Annotated in this window: 12 protein-coding genes and 1 riboswitch; of the genes, 7 read left to right on the plus strand and 5 right to left on the minus strand. The window is 45.9% G+C overall.

Annotation, left to right across the window (positions count from 1 at the left end; all coding sequences use genetic code 11):
- Positions 1-6 precede the first annotated feature (6 nt).
- The 3 genes from ACZ45G_RS08240 (at position 7) to ACZ45G_RS08250 (ending at position 3,945) form a co-directional block, all read left to right on the plus strand.
- Complete coding sequence (locus ACZ45G_RS08240) at positions 7-1,167, plus strand: acyl-CoA dehydrogenase family protein (RefSeq protein ID WP_464176879.1); 1,161 nt, start codon at positions 7-9, stop codon at positions 1,165-1,167.
- A 127-nt stretch (positions 1,168-1,294) separates the two neighbouring features.
- Positions 1,295-3,097 carry an AMP-dependent synthetase/ligase gene (locus ACZ45G_RS08245; RefSeq protein WP_464176881.1) on the plus strand — a complete coding sequence of 601 codons (1,803 nt, stop codon included), beginning with the start codon at positions 1,295-1,297 and terminating at the stop codon, positions 3,095-3,097.
- 44 nt (positions 3,098-3,141) lie between these two features.
- On the plus strand, positions 3,142-3,945 hold the full coding sequence (locus ACZ45G_RS08250; RefSeq protein WP_464176883.1) for an enoyl-CoA hydratase-related protein: 804 nt from the start codon (positions 3,142-3,144) through the stop codon (positions 3,943-3,945).
- 170 nt (positions 3,946-4,115) lie between these two features.
- On the opposite strand, the gene ACZ45G_RS08255 is transcribed toward ACZ45G_RS08250, so the two are convergent.
- Together ACZ45G_RS08255 and ACZ45G_RS08260 are read right to left on the minus strand one after the other, a co-directional pair.
- Entirely contained in the window at positions 4,116-5,144 is a 1,029-nt protein-coding gene (locus ACZ45G_RS08255; protein WP_464176885.1) for an SWIM zinc finger family protein, read from the minus strand.
- 47 nt (positions 5,145-5,191) lie between these two features.
- Positions 5,192-7,855: a DEAD/DEAH box helicase gene (locus ACZ45G_RS08260; protein WP_464176887.1), complete on the minus strand. Its 2,664-nt coding sequence runs from the start codon at positions 7,853-7,855 to the stop codon at positions 5,192-5,194.
- A 248-nt stretch (positions 7,856-8,103) separates the two neighbouring features.
- Here ACZ45G_RS08260 and ACZ45G_RS08265 point away from each other — a divergent pair, with 248 nt between their 5' ends.
- Positions 8,104-8,751 (plus strand): NAD-binding protein, encoded by a 648-nt coding sequence (locus tag ACZ45G_RS08265; RefSeq protein ID WP_464176889.1) that lies wholly within the window; start codon positions 8,104-8,106, stop codon positions 8,749-8,751.
- Positions 8,752-8,766: 15 nt separating this feature from the next.
- Here the strand turns inward: ACZ45G_RS08265 and ACZ45G_RS08270 are convergent, their stop codons facing one another.
- The 3 genes from ACZ45G_RS08270 to ACZ45G_RS08280 all read right to left on the minus strand — a co-directional run bounded on the left by ACZ45G_RS08270 (position 8,767) and on the right by ACZ45G_RS08280 (position 13,236).
- Complete coding sequence (locus tag ACZ45G_RS08270) at positions 8,767-9,801, minus strand: methyltransferase (protein WP_464176891.1); 1,035 nt, start codon at positions 9,799-9,801, stop codon at positions 8,767-8,769.
- Between the two features lie 41 nt (positions 9,802-9,842).
- Positions 9,843-11,411: a sodium:solute symporter family protein gene (locus ACZ45G_RS08275; RefSeq protein WP_464176893.1), complete on the minus strand. Its 1,569-nt coding sequence runs from the start codon at positions 11,409-11,411 to the stop codon at positions 9,843-9,845.
- A 107-nt stretch (positions 11,412-11,518) separates the two neighbouring features.
- Positions 11,519-11,660: riboswitch (cobalamin riboswitch) on the minus strand.
- 109 nt (positions 11,661-11,769) lie between these two features.
- On the minus strand, positions 11,770-13,236 hold the full coding sequence (locus tag ACZ45G_RS08280; protein WP_464176895.1) for an MltF family protein: 1,467 nt from the start codon (positions 13,234-13,236) through the stop codon (positions 11,770-11,772).
- Between the two features lie 387 nt (positions 13,237-13,623).
- Between ACZ45G_RS08280 and ctlX the strand changes: the two genes are divergently transcribed.
- The 3 genes from ctlX to larC all read left to right on the plus strand — a co-directional run bounded on the left by ctlX (position 13,624) and on the right by larC (position 17,189).
- A complete protein-coding gene (ctlX, locus tag ACZ45G_RS08285) occupies positions 13,624-14,625 on the plus strand; it encodes a citrulline utilization hydrolase CtlX (protein WP_464176897.1) in 1,002 nt (333 codons plus the stop codon).
- A 203-nt stretch (positions 14,626-14,828) separates the two neighbouring features.
- Positions 14,829-15,971, plus strand: a complete 1,143-nt coding sequence (locus ACZ45G_RS08290) for a M20/M25/M40 family metallo-hydrolase (protein WP_464179899.1) — start codon at positions 14,829-14,831, stop codon at positions 15,969-15,971.
- Entirely contained in the window at positions 15,972-17,189 is a 1,218-nt protein-coding gene (gene larC, locus ACZ45G_RS08295; RefSeq protein ID WP_464176899.1) for a nickel pincer cofactor biosynthesis protein LarC, read from the plus strand.
- The last annotated feature ends 13 nt before the right edge of the window (positions 17,190-17,202 follow it).

Here is a 17,202-nt window from a genome sequence, read left to right on the forward strand (position 1 = left end):
TTGGAAATGGGTTTTGACATGAACTACAGCGGAGCGTATCAGAAATATTTTTCAAAGGAACATGATCTTGTTCGTAAATCCATAAGAGAATTTATAAAAAAAGAGGTGCTGCCCAATATAAATGAGTGGGAAGAAAATGGGGAATTCCCCAAAGAGATGTATAAAAAAGCGGGTGATTTGGGTCTTCTAGGTATCGGATACCCGGATGAATGCGGCGGAACGCCTGGGGATGTCTTTATGAAAATTGTTGCCGGTGAGGAGTTGATGCGCTCCACATCCGGCGGATTTGTTTCCGGAATTGGCTCCCTTGATATTGCAATCCCCCTCATCGTCAGAAAAGGAACAAAAGAACAGATAGAAAAATTTGTCAAACCGGTCATCGCCGGAGAAAAAATTGCGGCTCTTGGCATTACCGAGCCGGGCGGGGGATCTGATGTGGCCAATATTAAAACCACGGCAGTCCGAAAAGGTGATCACTATATTGTTAACGGCAGCAAAACATTTATCACAAGCGGTGTTCGTGGGGATCAATTAACAACAGCCGTAAAAACCGGTGAAGATAACGCCCAGGGAATCAGCATGCTGATTATTGAATCAGATACGCCCGGGTATTCGGTTTCACAAAAATTAAAAAAAACAGGCTGGTGGGCGTCGGATACAGCTCAGATTTATTTTGACGATTGCAGGGTACCGGTTTCCAACCTTATTGGTGAAGAAAACATGGGCTTTTACTATATGATGGAAAACTTTCAGAACGAACGCCTTCAAATTTGTGTGATGGCATATATGACTGCACAGATAGCACTTGAAGAGTCCATAAAATATGTCAAAGAGAGAAAGGCCTTTGGAAAAGTCTTAAACGGTTTCCAGATTACCCGCCATAAACTGGTGGATATGGCAACCCAGGTGGAAATTGCCCGGGAGTTTACATACAGAATCGCTGCAAAAATAAATGGCGGTGAAAATATGGTCAAGGAGATTTCCATGGCCAAAAATTTTGCCTGTTCGGTCAGTGACCGAGTAACCTATGATGCTGTTCAGATTTTTGGTGGATATGGATATATGCGGGAAACTGTAGTTGAAAGGCTTGCAAGGGATAATCGGATCCTTTCCATTGGTGGCGGTACCACAGAGATTATGAAAGAAATTATTTCTAAATTGATGTAGCCCTAACATATTTCCTAAGGACCTCAGAAATAAGTGCCGTGCCCAAGATGCAGCCATTGATACCTGCCAAACCTGGAGCAATTTTTTTACTTTGCCGTTAATAATAACTTAAGGAGTTTTTATTAAAATGGAAAAAACAATTAATGAAGTGTTCAGAAACCGGGTAGAAAAATCCAAGGACAGGATCGCCGTCGAAAAAAAAAAGAATGGGCGCTGGGAGCAGGCAACCTGGAATGAATACTATGATAACTCCCGTGCACTGGGTCTTGCCCTGACAAGGATCGGTGTAAAAAAAGGGGATCGCGTCTCCCTTCTTTCTGAAAACAGGCTGGAATGGCTTTACTCTGATATGGGAACCCTTGGTATCGGTGCTGTATTGGTACCGATTTATACGACATTAACGGCAGAAGAAATAGAATATATTGTAGAAAACTCTGAATCAAAAGTTCTCATCGTTGAAAATCATGAACAACTGGACAAGGTGCTTACATTTAAAAATAAACTTAAGGCCCTTGAAAAGATTGTTGTAATAGAAATGCCTGATCGCAAGATATCAGATTCAAGTATCATCTCATTTGAAGAATTGATCTCACTGGGCAGGGAAAAGTTTGAAGCATCAGCCCCGCTTTTTCTTGCTCTCTCAAAAGAGGTTGCACCCGAAGACCCTGCGACGATTGTCTATACTTCCGGGACCACAGGTGTTCCCAAAGGGGCCATGATTCTGCATAAAAATATCATGGCGGTTATAAAATCACTCAACAAAATTTCCCCCCCCTTTGTTTATGAAAATGATCAAAGCGTTCCGTTTCTTCCCTTAAGCCATGTTTTTGAGCGCGTCGCCGGTCATTTTTATGGCATGTATGCCGGAATTACATCTTCATATGCTCAAAGTATTGAAACATTTGCCGTGGATATAAAAGAAAAAAAGCCCACTGTTGTATTGGCTGTTCCAAGGGTCTGTGAAAAAGTTTACCAGAAAATAACCATGCAGGTTGATGAACAGCCTAAATGGAAACAAACGCTATTTTACTGGGGCCATGAAATCGGTCTCCAAAGAAGTGAATTAAAAGAGAGAAAGAAAAAAATACCCCTCTTAATGGCATTAAAATATAAAATTGCCTATTTTTTGATTTTTAAAAAATTGTCCCAGGCCCTTGGTGGCAGAGTGCGCTGGATGACAGCATCCGGAGCACCCACATCCAAAAAAATAATTCAATTTTTTAATGCAGCAGGAATCTCGGTTATTGAAGGATACGGAATGACAGAGTGCTGTGCCCCGGCAACCTTAAGCGGCTTATATGATTACAGGATAGGAACGGTTGGCAAACCCTTGCCTGATGTGGACATTAAAATTGCCCCGGATGGTGAAATTCTCATAAAGGGAGATAATGTGTTTGCCGGTTACTGGAAGATGGAAGAAAAGACAAGGGAGGCATTTACAGAAGATGGATATTTAAAGAGCGGCGATATCGGAGAAATTAAAGATGGTTTTCTCACCATTACGGATAGAAAAAAAGATCTAATCATAACATCAGGGGGTAAAAATGTGGCCCCTCAGAAAATTGAAGGTTTGTTTTTATCTGATCCGTTATTTTTAAGTTTTGTCGTAATTGGAGAAAAGAAAAAATTCCTTAGCGCCCTGGTCAATATAAACCTTAACCAAGCTAAAATCCTGGCGGAAAATAAGAATATCAGTTTTGATAGGCCCCAAGAACTTCTTAAGAATAAAGAATTTTTGTCCATCATTGACGAACATGTTGCTGAAAGAAATTCTTATCTGGCCCGTTATGAAACCATTAAAAAATATAAAATTATTGAGAATGAATTTTCCCAGGAAACAGGAGAACTGACCGCTTCGTTAAAGCTGAAAAGAAATGTAATTTACGAGAAGTATGAACCTCTTATTCAACAGATATACGACTCGTTATAAGTACATATGAATCCATGTATGTTGATGCAAATCAGGGAGGACTGATGTCTCTTATTTTTGAGAAAAAAGATCATGTTGCCTATATTACCTTGAATAGGCCGGAGGCCAGAAATGCCCTGGATGCGGCAAGTGTCGTGGACCTGATCCAGGCCTGGGAAGAATACCGGAACGATGATGACCTGCGGTGTGCTGTGATCACGGGGGCCGGGGATGAAAGCTTTTGCGCGGGTGCGGATTTGAGACGATTGATACCTTTGTTTACAGGGAGCAGAAAAGCACAGACAGAAGCGGAAAGACAGGTTCAGGCCGATCCGTTGATGGTGCAAAAAGCCTGGCTCAGGGATTTGGATATCTATAAGCCCATTGTGGCCGGTGTTAACGGCCATGCCATTGCCGGGGGGCTGGAGTTGCTCTATGCCGCAGACATTCGCATTGCCGCCGCAGGGGCAAAGTTTGGGCTGCAGGAGGTGAAGTGGGGGCTTTTCCCCATGGGTGGGTCCAGTGTAAAGCTGCCCCGGCAGATCCCCTATGCCCGGGCCATGGAAATGATGCTTACCGGTGAACTTATCGATGCGGAAGATGCCCTGGCCTTGGGGTTGATCAACCGACTGGTCCCCCGGGAAAAGGTCATGGAAGAATGTGAACGCATGGCCCGGATCATTATTCAAAACGCGCCTTTGGCCGTGAGCGCCATCAAAAAGGCCGTGATGACCAATACGGGGCTGACCCTTGAGCAGGGCCTGAAGAATGAGTTTGAACTGGCCGTCCCGGTGTTCATGAGCCAAGATGCCCAGGAAGGCCCAAAGGCCTTTAAAGAAAAACGAAAGCCTCGCTTCAAAGGTAAATAGGCCTCTGCCTTGTAAAATCGCCACCGGGTTGTGCTAGGCCAGCCCCAGTTCTGATTCACCAAAAGCACTTGAAAAAAGAGTGCTTTTTTTTGTATTGAAGGTATACAATAGCTGTATATAGAAACATTAAACGCACTCTTTTATTTTTCATTTGAGGTCTTGGTGGGGCGTTAAGTTTGCTTGATATATAACCCCCGGCCTTTATTTTTAATCGCCCCTTTTTGTTTTGCCCGGGCGATACTATTTCGGATCAAGGTATCTTCAAGCCCGGTCCTTTTTTTTATTTCTTTGAAATCAATTGGGGTGACTTTTCTTCTTGAAATAATGCGAACCACTGTTTCGTAGGGGGATAGGTCTTGTTTGCCGGCTTTCTTGATTGGTTTTGCAATTGAATTTTTGATTGGTTTTCTGGTTGATCTTTTTTGTGAGGTCACCATGGGCTTGGTGGCAGCGGGCAGGGGAGACGTATCAAAATCAATTCCAAATGTTGAAGAAAGATCTGCATTCCGGATGATCCTTTTGGATCTTTTTGTTTTGGATTTTTTAATGAGCTGGTCTGCTTCTTTTTGGATGGCCTGGGAAACCAGCTTTTTCATGTCAACACCCCGCAGGGTGAAAAACAGGGAAGGGTCCTGGTCAAGCCGGGTTCCGACACCATAGAGGGTTGCGGCAATATGTTTGCACATGGTGGCCGAGTCAGGACATGAACAATAAAATTTTATTTCACCGGGGGAGGGGAAAATGCCGTCTCGTTTGTCGATGAGGATGTCCACCATGGATTTGGGCAGTTTTCCGTCGAGAAGAGCGTGGAGGGAATCGATTTGTCCCTGGCATTTTAGGAGGATGTTCTCCCAGGCAGCCGTCTTGATTTTTTGGATGCTGATTTCAATGGTATAGGGCCTTGAAGTGGAACCCTGGACAAGAGAAACTATTTTCCCCGATTTGATTTTCAGATCCAGCACCGCACCATGGCGGACATAGGAGCGGCCCCTGCCGATTCTGTTGCTATAATCTGCATAGCTTTCAAGGTTTTTGTTCCAGGAAATACCCCACCAGGATTCTGCCAGTTTATTTCCCTTTACACAAACCGGGGAGATGGCGGGATTCTTTTTCTTTAATTGTAAAAGTTTTTTTTCAGCCTTTGCTCGTTTTTCAGCAACACTGACATATTTGGGATAACCGTAGGAGTAACGACTCATATTACCTCATCCATTATTAAAGTTTTCGGGTATCAAGTTTTCAGGTATCATAGTTTAAGTTTGAACATATCCAACAACGCCTGGTTATCCATACCCGTTATCAAACTTGCCTGGGAATCAGAGATTACTTTTTGGGACAGTTCTTTTTTACTTTCAATCATCTGGTCGATGTTATCTTCAATGGTTCCTTTGGTTATAAATTTGTGCACCAGGACCCCTTTGTCCTGGCCAATGCGAAAGGCCCTGTCCGTGGCCTGATCCTCAACCGCAGGATTCCACCATCTGTCAAAGTGTATCACATGGTTGGCCCGGGTCAGGTTTAGCCCCACACCGCCAGCTTTTAACGAGAGCACCATGAAGGGCAGGTACGCTTGTTGCTGGAATTGCTCAATGGCCTCTTTCCTTTTTTTAACACCCAGGCTGCCATGGATAATGCATCCCGGGTGATGGAAAATCGTTTCAAGAAATTTGGCAATGGGGGCTGTCATCTCTTTGAACTGGGTAAAGACCAGCACCCGTTCCCGTTTGGCATAAATGGTTTCGCACAGCTCGCCCATGCGGATAAACTTTCCGCTGTCTCGGGGATCAAAATCTCCGGTTCCCAGGTATTGGTCCGGGTGGTTGCAGATCTGTTTGAATTTTATCAGGGAAGACAGGATCAGCCCTTTTCTCTGAATGCCCTGGTCCGCTTGGGTGAGCCTTGCTTCCAATTCTTTGACAAAATCTGTATACAGCACCACCTGCTTTTTGCTGAGCTGGGGAAAGGTTTTCATCTCGATTTTTTCCGGAAGATCCGGAGCAATGGTCTTGTCTGTTTTCATTCGCCGGAGGATAAAGGGGGAAATCACCTTTTTTAACTGCAGGTATCTTGCCGGGTCTTTTTTTAATTGGGCGGAATAGGTTTTAAATTCCTTGGCGGTTCCCAAAAGACCGGGATTAAGAAAATCAAACAAAGACCAGAGATCTGTCAGGCTGTTTTCTATGGGGGTGCCTGTCATGGTAATTTTTGTAGCAGCTTTCAGTCTTTTGACCTGTTTTGACTGTTGGGTGGCTGGATTTTTAATGGCCTGGGCCTCGTCCAGTATCAGGCATCTCCATTGGATATCTTCCATCCATTTGTGTCGCTGGGCCATGGCATAGGTTGTTATAACAAGATTAAAAGATGCCAGGTCCGGTGTTTGTTTCGATTGTTTATTCTGGCCTTTTTTTAAATGCTCTTTTTTTAAATAACCAGGATGGGCGATATAATATTTCAGGTTGGGCAAAAATTTGAGTATTTCATTTTCCCAGTTTGAGATAAGGGATGCCGGTATAATGAGTAAGGATGTTGTCTCCGGCTCTTTAATCCTTAAAATGCTTAAAAACCCAAGGATCTGGATTGTCTTGCCAAGCCCCATGTCATCGGCAAGACATGCGCCAAAACCAAGGGAATCAAGAAATGAAAGCCAGTTTAATCCTTTTTGCTGATAGTGCCGAAGGATTGCAACAAAATCTTTTGCAGGGTCGGAACTTATCACAAGTTCAGGCTGGTTGAGTCGTTTGACAATGCTTTCAAGCCATTCCCCGTTTGATATTTCCAGATCTGTTTTATCCCCGGAGGAGAGTCTGTCGGGGTGAAGCTGCAATTGAAGGGCTTCTTTGATGGTAAGGCCGGTATCGTTTTTCAATAGAGCCTTTTCGTAGGCATTGAGCAAGGTTTGAAGTCTGACTTTATCCACTTCGATCCAGCGGTTTTTGATCCTGGCAAGCCCGCTGGTCTGGGCAAGGAGTTCTTGAGCCTCTTTCAGGGTAATGGGCGTGTCTCCCATCAGGATATCGGCCTGGAAATCAAGCAGGGTATTCATCCCTAGAAAGGAGGGTTCACTGTTGCCAAGACTGATTTTAACGATCGGTTTTGAACTACTCTTTTTCCACCAATCCGGAATTCGGCAAATGATACCGCAGTGCTCAAAGCTTGGAATCTGCTGTAAAAAAGCATAGGCATCTTTTGTGTCCCAGGCAAGGTGGTGGAACAATTCTCCCGTATCCAGCAGTTTTTTTAACAGGCCACTTTTTTGTGCTGCGGCATGGACCGTGGTGAGCAATTCCAATAATTGGTCCTGGTGATCCCGGTACTCTTCCAGGGCATAGTGGAGGGGACGGTGTTTTTGAGAATTTTTTGATTGGGTGGCATAGGTTGCAAGGAACTGAAACGGGAAGTCTTCATCCTTGCTTTCCACGAGATGAAAATAAACCCTGCCGGCCAAATGAATGTGGGGGCTGAATTCATGGAAAAATTCCTTTACACTGCCGGGAAATATTTTAATTTCCCTGGAAAAAAGCTGGTTCAGCTCCTTCCACATATCCGACAAAAGCGTCCTGTCCAGATACTCCCTGCCGATCATAAGCGGGGCTGAATCCATTAAGTTGTCTAATTCTTCCGGTAAAACATCAATGTCGGCGTTGTGGCGGATATCTTCAATATCAGGAGTGCGTTTGAGCTTTTCCAGGAAAACTTGTGCCAGACCCCGCCAGAAGTTAAGGGAAGGGGACAGGGGTATTTTATGGTCGGAACAGCCCAGACGAAGCAGCCATTTTTTATCATTTTCACTGTATGAAGTGTGGATTTCCGCATTTAATGCCTGCTGTTTTTTTCCCAGGCGTTCCCCGGAATTTTCCCAGGTTAATACAAGCTCATGGGAGGGCATGATGTCTGCTATAAGTTCTTTCATTGCCTGCCTGCTTATCTATACCTGAATGGCAGGTGAGACTTGTGTAAATTGTCTTTTAGATTTGAATTCATAGGGCTCTTTTTATCAGACAGCCAATGGAATGATCAAGTGTTTTTCCTGGGGTAGGGTCAAAAAAATGGCACCCCTTATAAAAAGGAATCGAAATCAAAAGGATTGGATGAAAAGCGCTCGTTTGTCTTCACCCATATACTTGACATCCGGTGTTGAAAAGGCGCATACTCGCGGTCATGGAAACCATATGGATAATAGGTGCGGGGAAATTTGGGATGCGTGCGGTAACCTCTTTGTCACGCCGGCACAAGAATTTGAAAATCGTGCTCGTGGATCAAGATTGCGAAAAACTTGATCGGGCCAGGGGGATGGCGTGTCTCACCGTACATTCAGATGGTGGCGCCTATTTAGAGACCCATTTAAAACCCGGTAATCTGCCCGACTGGATAGTGCCTGCACTGCCGGTTCATCTGGTTTGGGAATGGTGCCTCAGACAATTGGGGCCCGAAGGGTTAACCCGTGTGAACATTTCTGCTGAGATAGATGGGCAACTGCCCAATCCCATGCACGGCTCAAATGGAGATATCTATGTAAGCCATGCAAATTTTATTTGTCCCGTCAATTGCTGTGAACCCGATGATATCTGTACGGTTACCCAACAGCCCCGCAAACAGGAGATGTTTAAATTGCTTGCTAAATTGCGGTTTAAAGATTTTTCTTCATTGGTCATACAAAGCCATCAGCTGGCACCCGGGGTAGGGGGTTATGGTCCAGAGGCTCTTTTTTCATTGTTAAAAAAAATTAAGGGGATAAAAGGGCCCTTTCTTTTGAGTACCGCATGCCGATGCCACGGTGTGATTACTGGGGGGACCCATAAGAGATAGGTCCCTGGTGCTGTTTTATGTGAGATTGACATTGATATTTTTTGCCATGATCAGGGTGCTGTCTGTTGCAAGGTCCTTGATATCAGAAGTGCTTATCCCGGCTTCCCCAAGCCATTGGCGTATGGTTGAGGATTCATGGCAGACGCCGTTAAAGGTGTTGAGCATCATGGCAAGGTCATAGAAAGAGCCTTTTTCGGGAGCCACCCCTTTCCGGTCGGGAAAATAATCGTGGATGACTATAACGCCCTTGGGGCGAAGAAGGGAGACAGCTTTTAAAAGCAAGATCCTGGCTTCCTCCGGTCCATAGGTATGGAGGAAATTGCTCATGCAGATCAAGGAAAACGTTCCTTCAAATTCATGGAATCTGAAATCCCCGCCGCAAAGGGTGATGCCGTCCCAGTCCTTCGTATCCGGGTACAGGGTGCGGGCCGCTTCAATAACCTCTGGAATATCAAAAAGGATTGCCCCGGTATCGGGTGCCAGTATCTTCAGTTCCCGGATCAGGCTGCCGGCGCCTCCTCCGATGTCCAGTATGGGGCCGCTGATGTTGTCCGGCTGGAGCAGCCGGACAATTTGCTTGGCTTTTTGCCGAACCAGGGTGTCGGTGGAAGTCACATAGCCAAGGGTCCTCTCTTCATAGGAAAGCGCGGTTAGCGGTTTTGCTTTTTTTTGTTCTGGCGCTATCTTTTGGGTAAGCGTATCCCATTGGGGACGCATATACTGCCGGTAAAGGAAGAACTCCCCCATATAGTCTCGTTTCCCCGGCACCAGGAACAGGGAGGAAGCTTTGGTATTGCACCAGTTTTCTGACCGGCAGGTGACAAGCCCTGTCTTTTCCATGGCCCGGAGGAGGCGCAACAGTTCCTCTTCTTGACTATTCGTCTCCCTGGCAAGGGTCTCCACCGAACAAAACTCCTGATCCATATACTGGAATAAGTTTAATTCAAGACCGGTAAACAACACCTGGGAATACCAATAGGCCGTGGACAGGTCTTCAAGAAACTGAAAACCTGTGTGGGCTGTTGTTACATCTTTAAATCCAAACGCCATGGGGGTGCGGCTCCATAAAATTAAATATCAGGCCTAGGGCTCTATGAGGGCTGGGCTGATATCGTTGGGGGTTGTTCCAGGCTGCCATGTGTAAGGTCACTGCCTTCTGGCGTATCCTTGAAAAAGGGTGCCAAAAGGGTTTCGTCAGATGGTTTGGTGGCAAGGGAAACCCCTATAAAAACAACGCCTGAGGCCAGCATGGAAAATATCACGCCATGTCCCATGAAGACAGGATGGAGACCTTCCAAAAACGGGGGGGACATGGGAGCAGTTTTTGCCAGATCAATGATGACAAGGCTCACCTGAAGGACAAACCCCGTGCACAGTGAGGCGATAGCTCCCGGTCCTGTTGCCCGTTTCCAGTAAAGTCCGCCCATGAGGACGAAAAAATAGGAGGCAGAGGCAATAAAGGTGGCAATATGGATGGCATCAATGATGCTGTGGATGAAAAATGATCCTGTGGTGGCCAGAAAGATGATGACAAGAACACTGATCCGGTTTACCAGGCGCATCTGTCGCATGGTGGCCCCGGGGTATAGGTGACGCTGGAAAATATCCCGGGCAATACACGAGGCCCCGGAGGTGGCAAAGGTATCGGTGCAGGACATGGCTGCCGTTGCAAGGGCCACGGCACAAAGGGCCAGGGCCAGGTTGGAAAATTTGCTGCCCATGATAAAGCTCAGCAAAGCGGGCTCTGCCTTGGCCATTCCCATGGGAAATCCCATTTTGGCAATTTCCGGATACAGGGCATTAAGCCCTAAGGCAATGAGGGCGCACCCCCCAAAGACAATTGCCACCAGAAAGGCTCCCAGAAACATGCCGTTCCGGGCACTTCGTTCATCTTTAGCTGCCCATACCCGCTGCCAGGGGTCCTGTTCCGTGATCCAGCCGGGAACAATGGCAAGGACAAAGATGAGCACCATGGGCATCCCTATGGAAATAGGGTTCCACCATCCGTCGGGCACGGTGGCGATCAGCTGGCCCGGTGACAGGTTTGTGGCGCTGCCGGCACTTCCCATGACCAGAAAGGCCATGACCAGGATAAAGGCGGACAGACAGATAAACTGGACCATATCCGTGGCAATAACAGCTGACAATCCTCCCAGGGTGACATAGATGGAAACCGCCAGACCCACAATCAATGCGGAATAGAGAGGATCAATTCCATAAAAGATTTCAAGTACCATGGCAAATCCTTTAATGTCGGCCACGGCAAAGAGGATCATGACCACGGTGATGATAATGGCCACGGGCAGTCTTAAAAAAGGCCCATACCGCATTTCAAGCAGTTCCGGCTGGGTAATGGCGGGCAGATTTTTGATCTTTTTCACAAAAAAAGCAATGATGAAAAGGGCCAGGATATTGGGGGCAACAAATCCCCAGATGGACCCCATGCCCAAGAGAATGAAAAACCCTATTACCGCCAGAAGGGCACCTGCTGTCAGCCAGGATGCGGCAGCGGAAAACCCGATGGACAGGAATCCGGCTGATTTGCCGGCCAGCCAGAAGTCTGTGGGGGATGTCTGCTGTTTGTTGAAATAGAGTCCGATCAGGATCAAACCGAAAATATAGATAAAAAGTACCAGAAGAAAAAGCGGGTATGCGCCCATAAAAAAACTCCCCGTCGGCAAAAAAAATCCCCAGCCGACACTAAGCTAAAAGTGTTCAGCCCGGGGATTTACCGTCTCTCCGGAAAGTTGTTTCATCTCTTTTCCATGGATATTCTGGCTGGTGGATCATCCTAATCACCGTGTCTTCCCATGCTGTCTCGTATTTGGTGTATCCAGCACAGTGACAGTGTACGGCTTTCGTTCCCACTTACAGCGGCGGGTCCGCCCCGGAATTTAACCGGGTTTCCCAAAGAAAAGTTTCTCTTAATTGTATTTGTCATTGAATCTTGTTCTCGGATCCAACGTGGGAGAGTCTATACCACAGTATTTATAAGGTTTCAATAAAGACTTTATATCTTTATTGCCCTGTTGTTTTTGATTCTTTTGTTGCATTGGCCTGGGGCATAATGGCGGCGTAGGCAATATAGTATTTAAATATATTACTCACATAGGTAACGGTTTCCCTGCCAATTCTTTTGGCGGCAACAACCTCGACATTTCTAAACCAGATGTTGGGATCCAAGTTCATTGATTTGGCCTCTCTTTGCAATTTTGAAACCCTGGCAGGGCCGGCATTATAGGCTGCAAATGTCAACAGTACCCGGTCCAGTTTGCCAATATCCGGGTCATTAAAGTATCGGTTCATAATAAACCGAAGATACTTGGTCCCTGCATGGATATTGGGTTCTATTTTTTCAATATCAGGGATGTTAATATTTTTATCCATTGCCGTTGTCGGCAGAATCTGCATCACACCGATGGCACCGGTGTTACTGCGCTTGCTTTGGTCAATACCGGACTCCTGAAAGGCAAGAGCCGCAAGCATCAGCCAGTCAAATTTATACATGCCGGCATATTTTTGAAAAAAAGAAATGGTATTTTCAAATCGTTTCCGGGCCTTGTCTTCAAGATTACTTTTTACATAGGTAGTATCCTTGAGATATCGTTGGAAAACCATATTTCCCATTAAGGTGCCTTTTTTGTTTTTTTTAACAAAGGCATTGATTTTTATTTTAAGCTCGGGGGTCTTTTTTTGAACGGCCCAGGCAATTTTAGAGTTTTCCCTGAATCTGATGTCCGGGTGGAGGGTGATATTCTTAAAGATTTTTGCCCAGAATTTCCCTTTGTGACTGTCAATGATCATCATGGGAATCAGACCTGCATTCAGCATTTCCAGAAGATCTTCATCCTCAAGGTTTTCATCGGCAAGAACAATCTTTATTCCGGCTTTGCCGGCAGCCGTCAATCTTTTGTTTGCCTTTTCAAGGCTTTCATAATAACTGCTTGATTTTCGCACATGAACTTTTTTGCCGCTCAAATCTGAAATTTCTTTAATTTCACCGGCTTTGGGTCCGGTTACTAAAATTTCATTAACTTCAGTTGAAAAAGGATCACAAAAATCAACCTGTTTCATCCGCTTGTCCGTGGCGGTTAAATTGCCCGCTGCAATGTCACCCAGTCCGTTTGCCAGATTTGAAATCAATTTTTCCCTGGGGGTGGGAATAAAGAGAACATGGAGTTTGAGATGGCGGGTTTTCAGTTCCGTATTGATGCTTTTTTCAAACTGCCGGACCATTTCGTAGGTTGCGCCGCGCTGGGTTCCCTTATCAAGGAAATAAAAGGTTTTGCTATAGGGTATCAAAACCCGAATTGATCGTTTTTGAACCATTTGATCAAAATCACCAGTCCATGGTTTGTTCAATGAGGCGATCACCTTCTTAAGATCTTTAGCCCCAAATGCAGGACAGGCGAACAAGAGACCTGCCGTCAAAATCAGCAACAATAAAAGTTCAATTTTACGAAGGGTCATTTTTCCATTTTTCAAAGGAGACCTCCTTGCTGTTTTTTGTAATGATATGGTATCAGAAGTTTAGAATTCGCTATAATAAAATAGATGGTTTTTTCCTGCAAGTATTATAAAATAAAAGTTCAGTGCAACAGATGGCTTTAATCTGGTTCTCATCTATACCCTCGGAGGTCACCCCCCAGGCCTGGTATCTTTTTAATCTTTGTATTTCTCATTATCTGGATGGGCATCGGTGGTATATGGTGGAAGGTGATCGGGCTTTATTAGGAGCGTGTGTTAGCAGGAAATGATTCTGTTTTCCGGCAGCTGTAACGTCTTGACGAGAAAGACTAAAAGATGGTAACAGGTCAGTTCAGGTACAAGATTTTTATGGCTTTGGTGGTGTAAAAAAAAGTGAGGCGGGTTATGTTAGATGTTTCCAGAACAACAAACACGATTTTGATGGTCAGACCCTATGATTTTGGATTTAATGAGGAGACCGGTCTGGACAATCAGTTCCAGAAGCGTCTGGACCTGTCTGAACGAGAGATCAATACACGAGCCAATGCAGAGTTCCAGGCCATGGTGGATACCCTGCGGTTAGAAGGGGTCACGGTTTTGATTCTGGAAAAACCGGAACCCGATGCACGCTCAATTTATGCAACATCAACCGATGCAACATCAACCGATGGAAAAAAGATCGCTGGAAAGCTACCGGATGCCATTTTTCCCAATAATTGGTTTTCAACGGAACATGACGGTACCCTGATCACCTATCCCATGGCGGCCATGAACCGTCGTCACGAGCGGCGGCCCGAAGATGTGGAAAAACTTTTAAGGGCCAATGGGTACAAGATTAGAAATGTCATTAATGTAGGACAGCTGGATGAAACCGACCGGTTTCTGGAGGGCACAGGTTCCATGATTATTGATCATCGGGCCGAGGTGGTCTATGCAGCAAGGTCCAACCGGTGTGATGAGGAGCAGTTTGATAATTTTATCCGTCTGCGGTTTTACGAACAGGGGATTTTGTTCAATACAAGAAGCACCAAGGGAACCCCCATCTATCACACCAATGTCATGATGAGTATCGGGGACAAGTTTGCCGTGGTCTGTTTGGACTGTATCCATGACACGGCGGAAAAAAAACAGGTGCAAACCTCCCTTGAAGCATCCTTTGAAGTCATTGAAATTTCCATGGATCAGATGGAAAATTTTTTCTGCGGTAATATCCTACAGGTCAATTCAGCCGGTGGAACGCCTTTGATTGTCATGTCCAAGAGTGCCTTTGAAGGCTTTACAAAGGAGCAGATCAAACGGCTTGAAACCCATGGTAAAATTTTGTTCATGGATCTTACCACCATTGAATCCGTGGGTGGGGGCAGTGCCCGGTGCATGATGGCGGAAATCTTTTCAGAAAAAAAATAACCATAACTTTTGGGGTGGTTTTGTAATTTCTAAGCAGTCTTTCTTCTCCCAGGCAAGACGTTTTTCATTAGGTATGGAATTAAAACTCGAAGTTTAGTATAAATAACATTTTGGTCAAATTTGATTTATTGGGGATGGGTTTCAACAAGAGATCAGTTCCCTGAGAGATAAGGAATATTATAAGGAATATTATAAAGATGCAAATGATTAATACGCAAAGACTGGGTGAGCGCTTTAAAATGCTGGCACAAATTGATTCAGAATCACGTCATGAAGCCAATATTTCCAAGGTGCTTGAAAAATTTTTATTGGATTTAGGGGCAAGTGTCTGTTTTGATGATGCAGCACAAAAGGTGGGCGGAGACTGTTCAAATCTGGTGGCAAAATTTAAAGGCACAATGGATGTTCCCCCCTTATTTCTTTCCGGTCACATGGATACGGTGCTGCCGGGCCGCGGGGTAAAGGTTCAATTTGAAAATGGGATTTTTACGAGCGATGGCACCACCATTTTAGGGGGGGATGACAAATCCGCCCTTGCCATCATTTTAGAAGTAATGGAAGTGATCAAGGAAAATAATCTTCCCTGTCCCCCCGTGGAAATTGTTTTTACCGTGTGCGAAGAAATAGGACTTATGGGGGCCAAACATCTGGATTATTCCCTGATGGATGCAAAATTTGGCTATATTCTGGATTCCACAGACACAGAAGGCATTGTCACCAAGGCCCCCAGCGCCAATAAAATTTGTATCAAGGTCCATGGCCGGGCAGCCCATGCTGGGTCAGCCCCGGAACGAGGGATCTCTGCTATTTTTGCGGCAGCCACAGCAATTTCCAGCTTGGAACTGGGTCGAATGGATGAGATTACCACCTGTAACCTGGGCACGATTTCTGGCGGCATGGCCACCAATATTGTGCCCGAATATGTGGAGATCCATGGGGAAGCCAGATCCCATGATTTGGAACGGCTAAAACAGGTTACCAACTCGATTATAGAAGGTTTTGAGACGGCCATGGAAAGGCTTCAAACCGAGGGTCAGGATCTTCCCCGGGTTGAAATTGAGGTGGAAGAGGATTTTCCCAACACCCATATTCCCGAAGACCATTTGGCCATTACCCTTGCCCGGAAGGCGGCTGACAATCTTGGCCGGGAACTGGCGAGCAAAACAATTGGCGGCGGGGCCGATGCCAATATCTTTTTCGGAAAAGGCGTTGTGGCCGGTGTGCTTGGTACGGGAATGACCGATGTCCATACCCTCAAAGAATCCATTGCGCTTTCAGATATGGAAAACACAGCCCAATTGGTGCTTGAAATCCTTCGGGTCCATGCCGCAGGGGATGTCCAATAAATGATACTTTATCTGGATTTGTTTTCCGGTATCAGCGGGGATATGACCCTTGGGGCCTTGATTGATCTTGGGGTGCCTTTGGAATGGCTTGAACAAAAGTTAAAACCCGTGTTGAGCGGATTTTCTCTTCAAAGTGAAATTGTGTTTAAGCATCACCTGAGGGCTGTGAACCTGGTTGTGGCGGTTGAAGACACTACCGCGGCAAGAACTTATCTGGATATAAGGGACCTTATTGGCCGGGCAGATTTGCCCGAACCAGTGAAAAAAAACAGCCTTGCCGCATTTGAACGAATCGCAAGAGCAGAAAGCACCATCCACGGAAAGGAAATTGAAACCGTCCATTTCCATGAAATTGGCGGCATCGATTCCCTGGTGGACATCATCGGCAGTTTTCTAGGGGTGGATTATCTCGGCATTAAAACCATCGTTTCCTCAAAGGTTCCCCTGGGATCAGGATTTGTGGACTGCGTCCACGGCAGGATCCCCGTGCCCGTGCCGGCAACCCTGGCCATCCTTGCGGGGATTGAGGTAACAGGTTCTGATGCGACCACAGAAATTGTGACTCCCACAGGCGCCGCCATTGTGGCCACCCTTGCCGGCTCCTTCGGGCCGATGCCTAAAATGCAGATTTCCCGCATTGGCTATGGGGCAGGAAAAAGGGAAACCAATTCCAGCCTGCCCAATCTTTTGCGCATGGTTTTGGGCGAGGCGGTTCCCCCTGCAGACAAAGACTATGAGTCAGATGTTTTGTTTAAGAATGAAAGTTGCCTTCATCAAGAAAAGGTTTTTGTGGTCAAGACCAATGTGGATGACATGAACCCGGAAATTTTGGGATTTGTCATGGAGCGCCTGTTTGAAAACAAAGCTCTGGATGTCTCTTTTACACCAATCCAGATGAAAAAAAACCGGCCCGGCAACCAGATTGAGGTGATTTGCCATGGCAAGGATCTTGAGACGCTGTCCCGGCTGATTCTTACCCAGACCACGGCCATCGGGTTGCGATACCATGAATGTGAACGGGTAGTGCTGGAACGTGCGGTGGTGACCCGGGAAACCCTTTGGGGAGAGGTTTTGGTGAAAAGAATCAAGGGCCCGGATCGGGTGAGATATGTGCCTGAATATGAGGTCTGTAAAAAAATTGCCCTTGAACAGGACCTTCCCCTAAGGGATGTCTATTCAAGGATTATGGCAGAGGTGAATCCCCTTGACAGGGCCTAGGGCAGGATATACA

The sequence above is a fragment of the Desulfoconvexum algidum genome, from assembly GCF_055382125.1.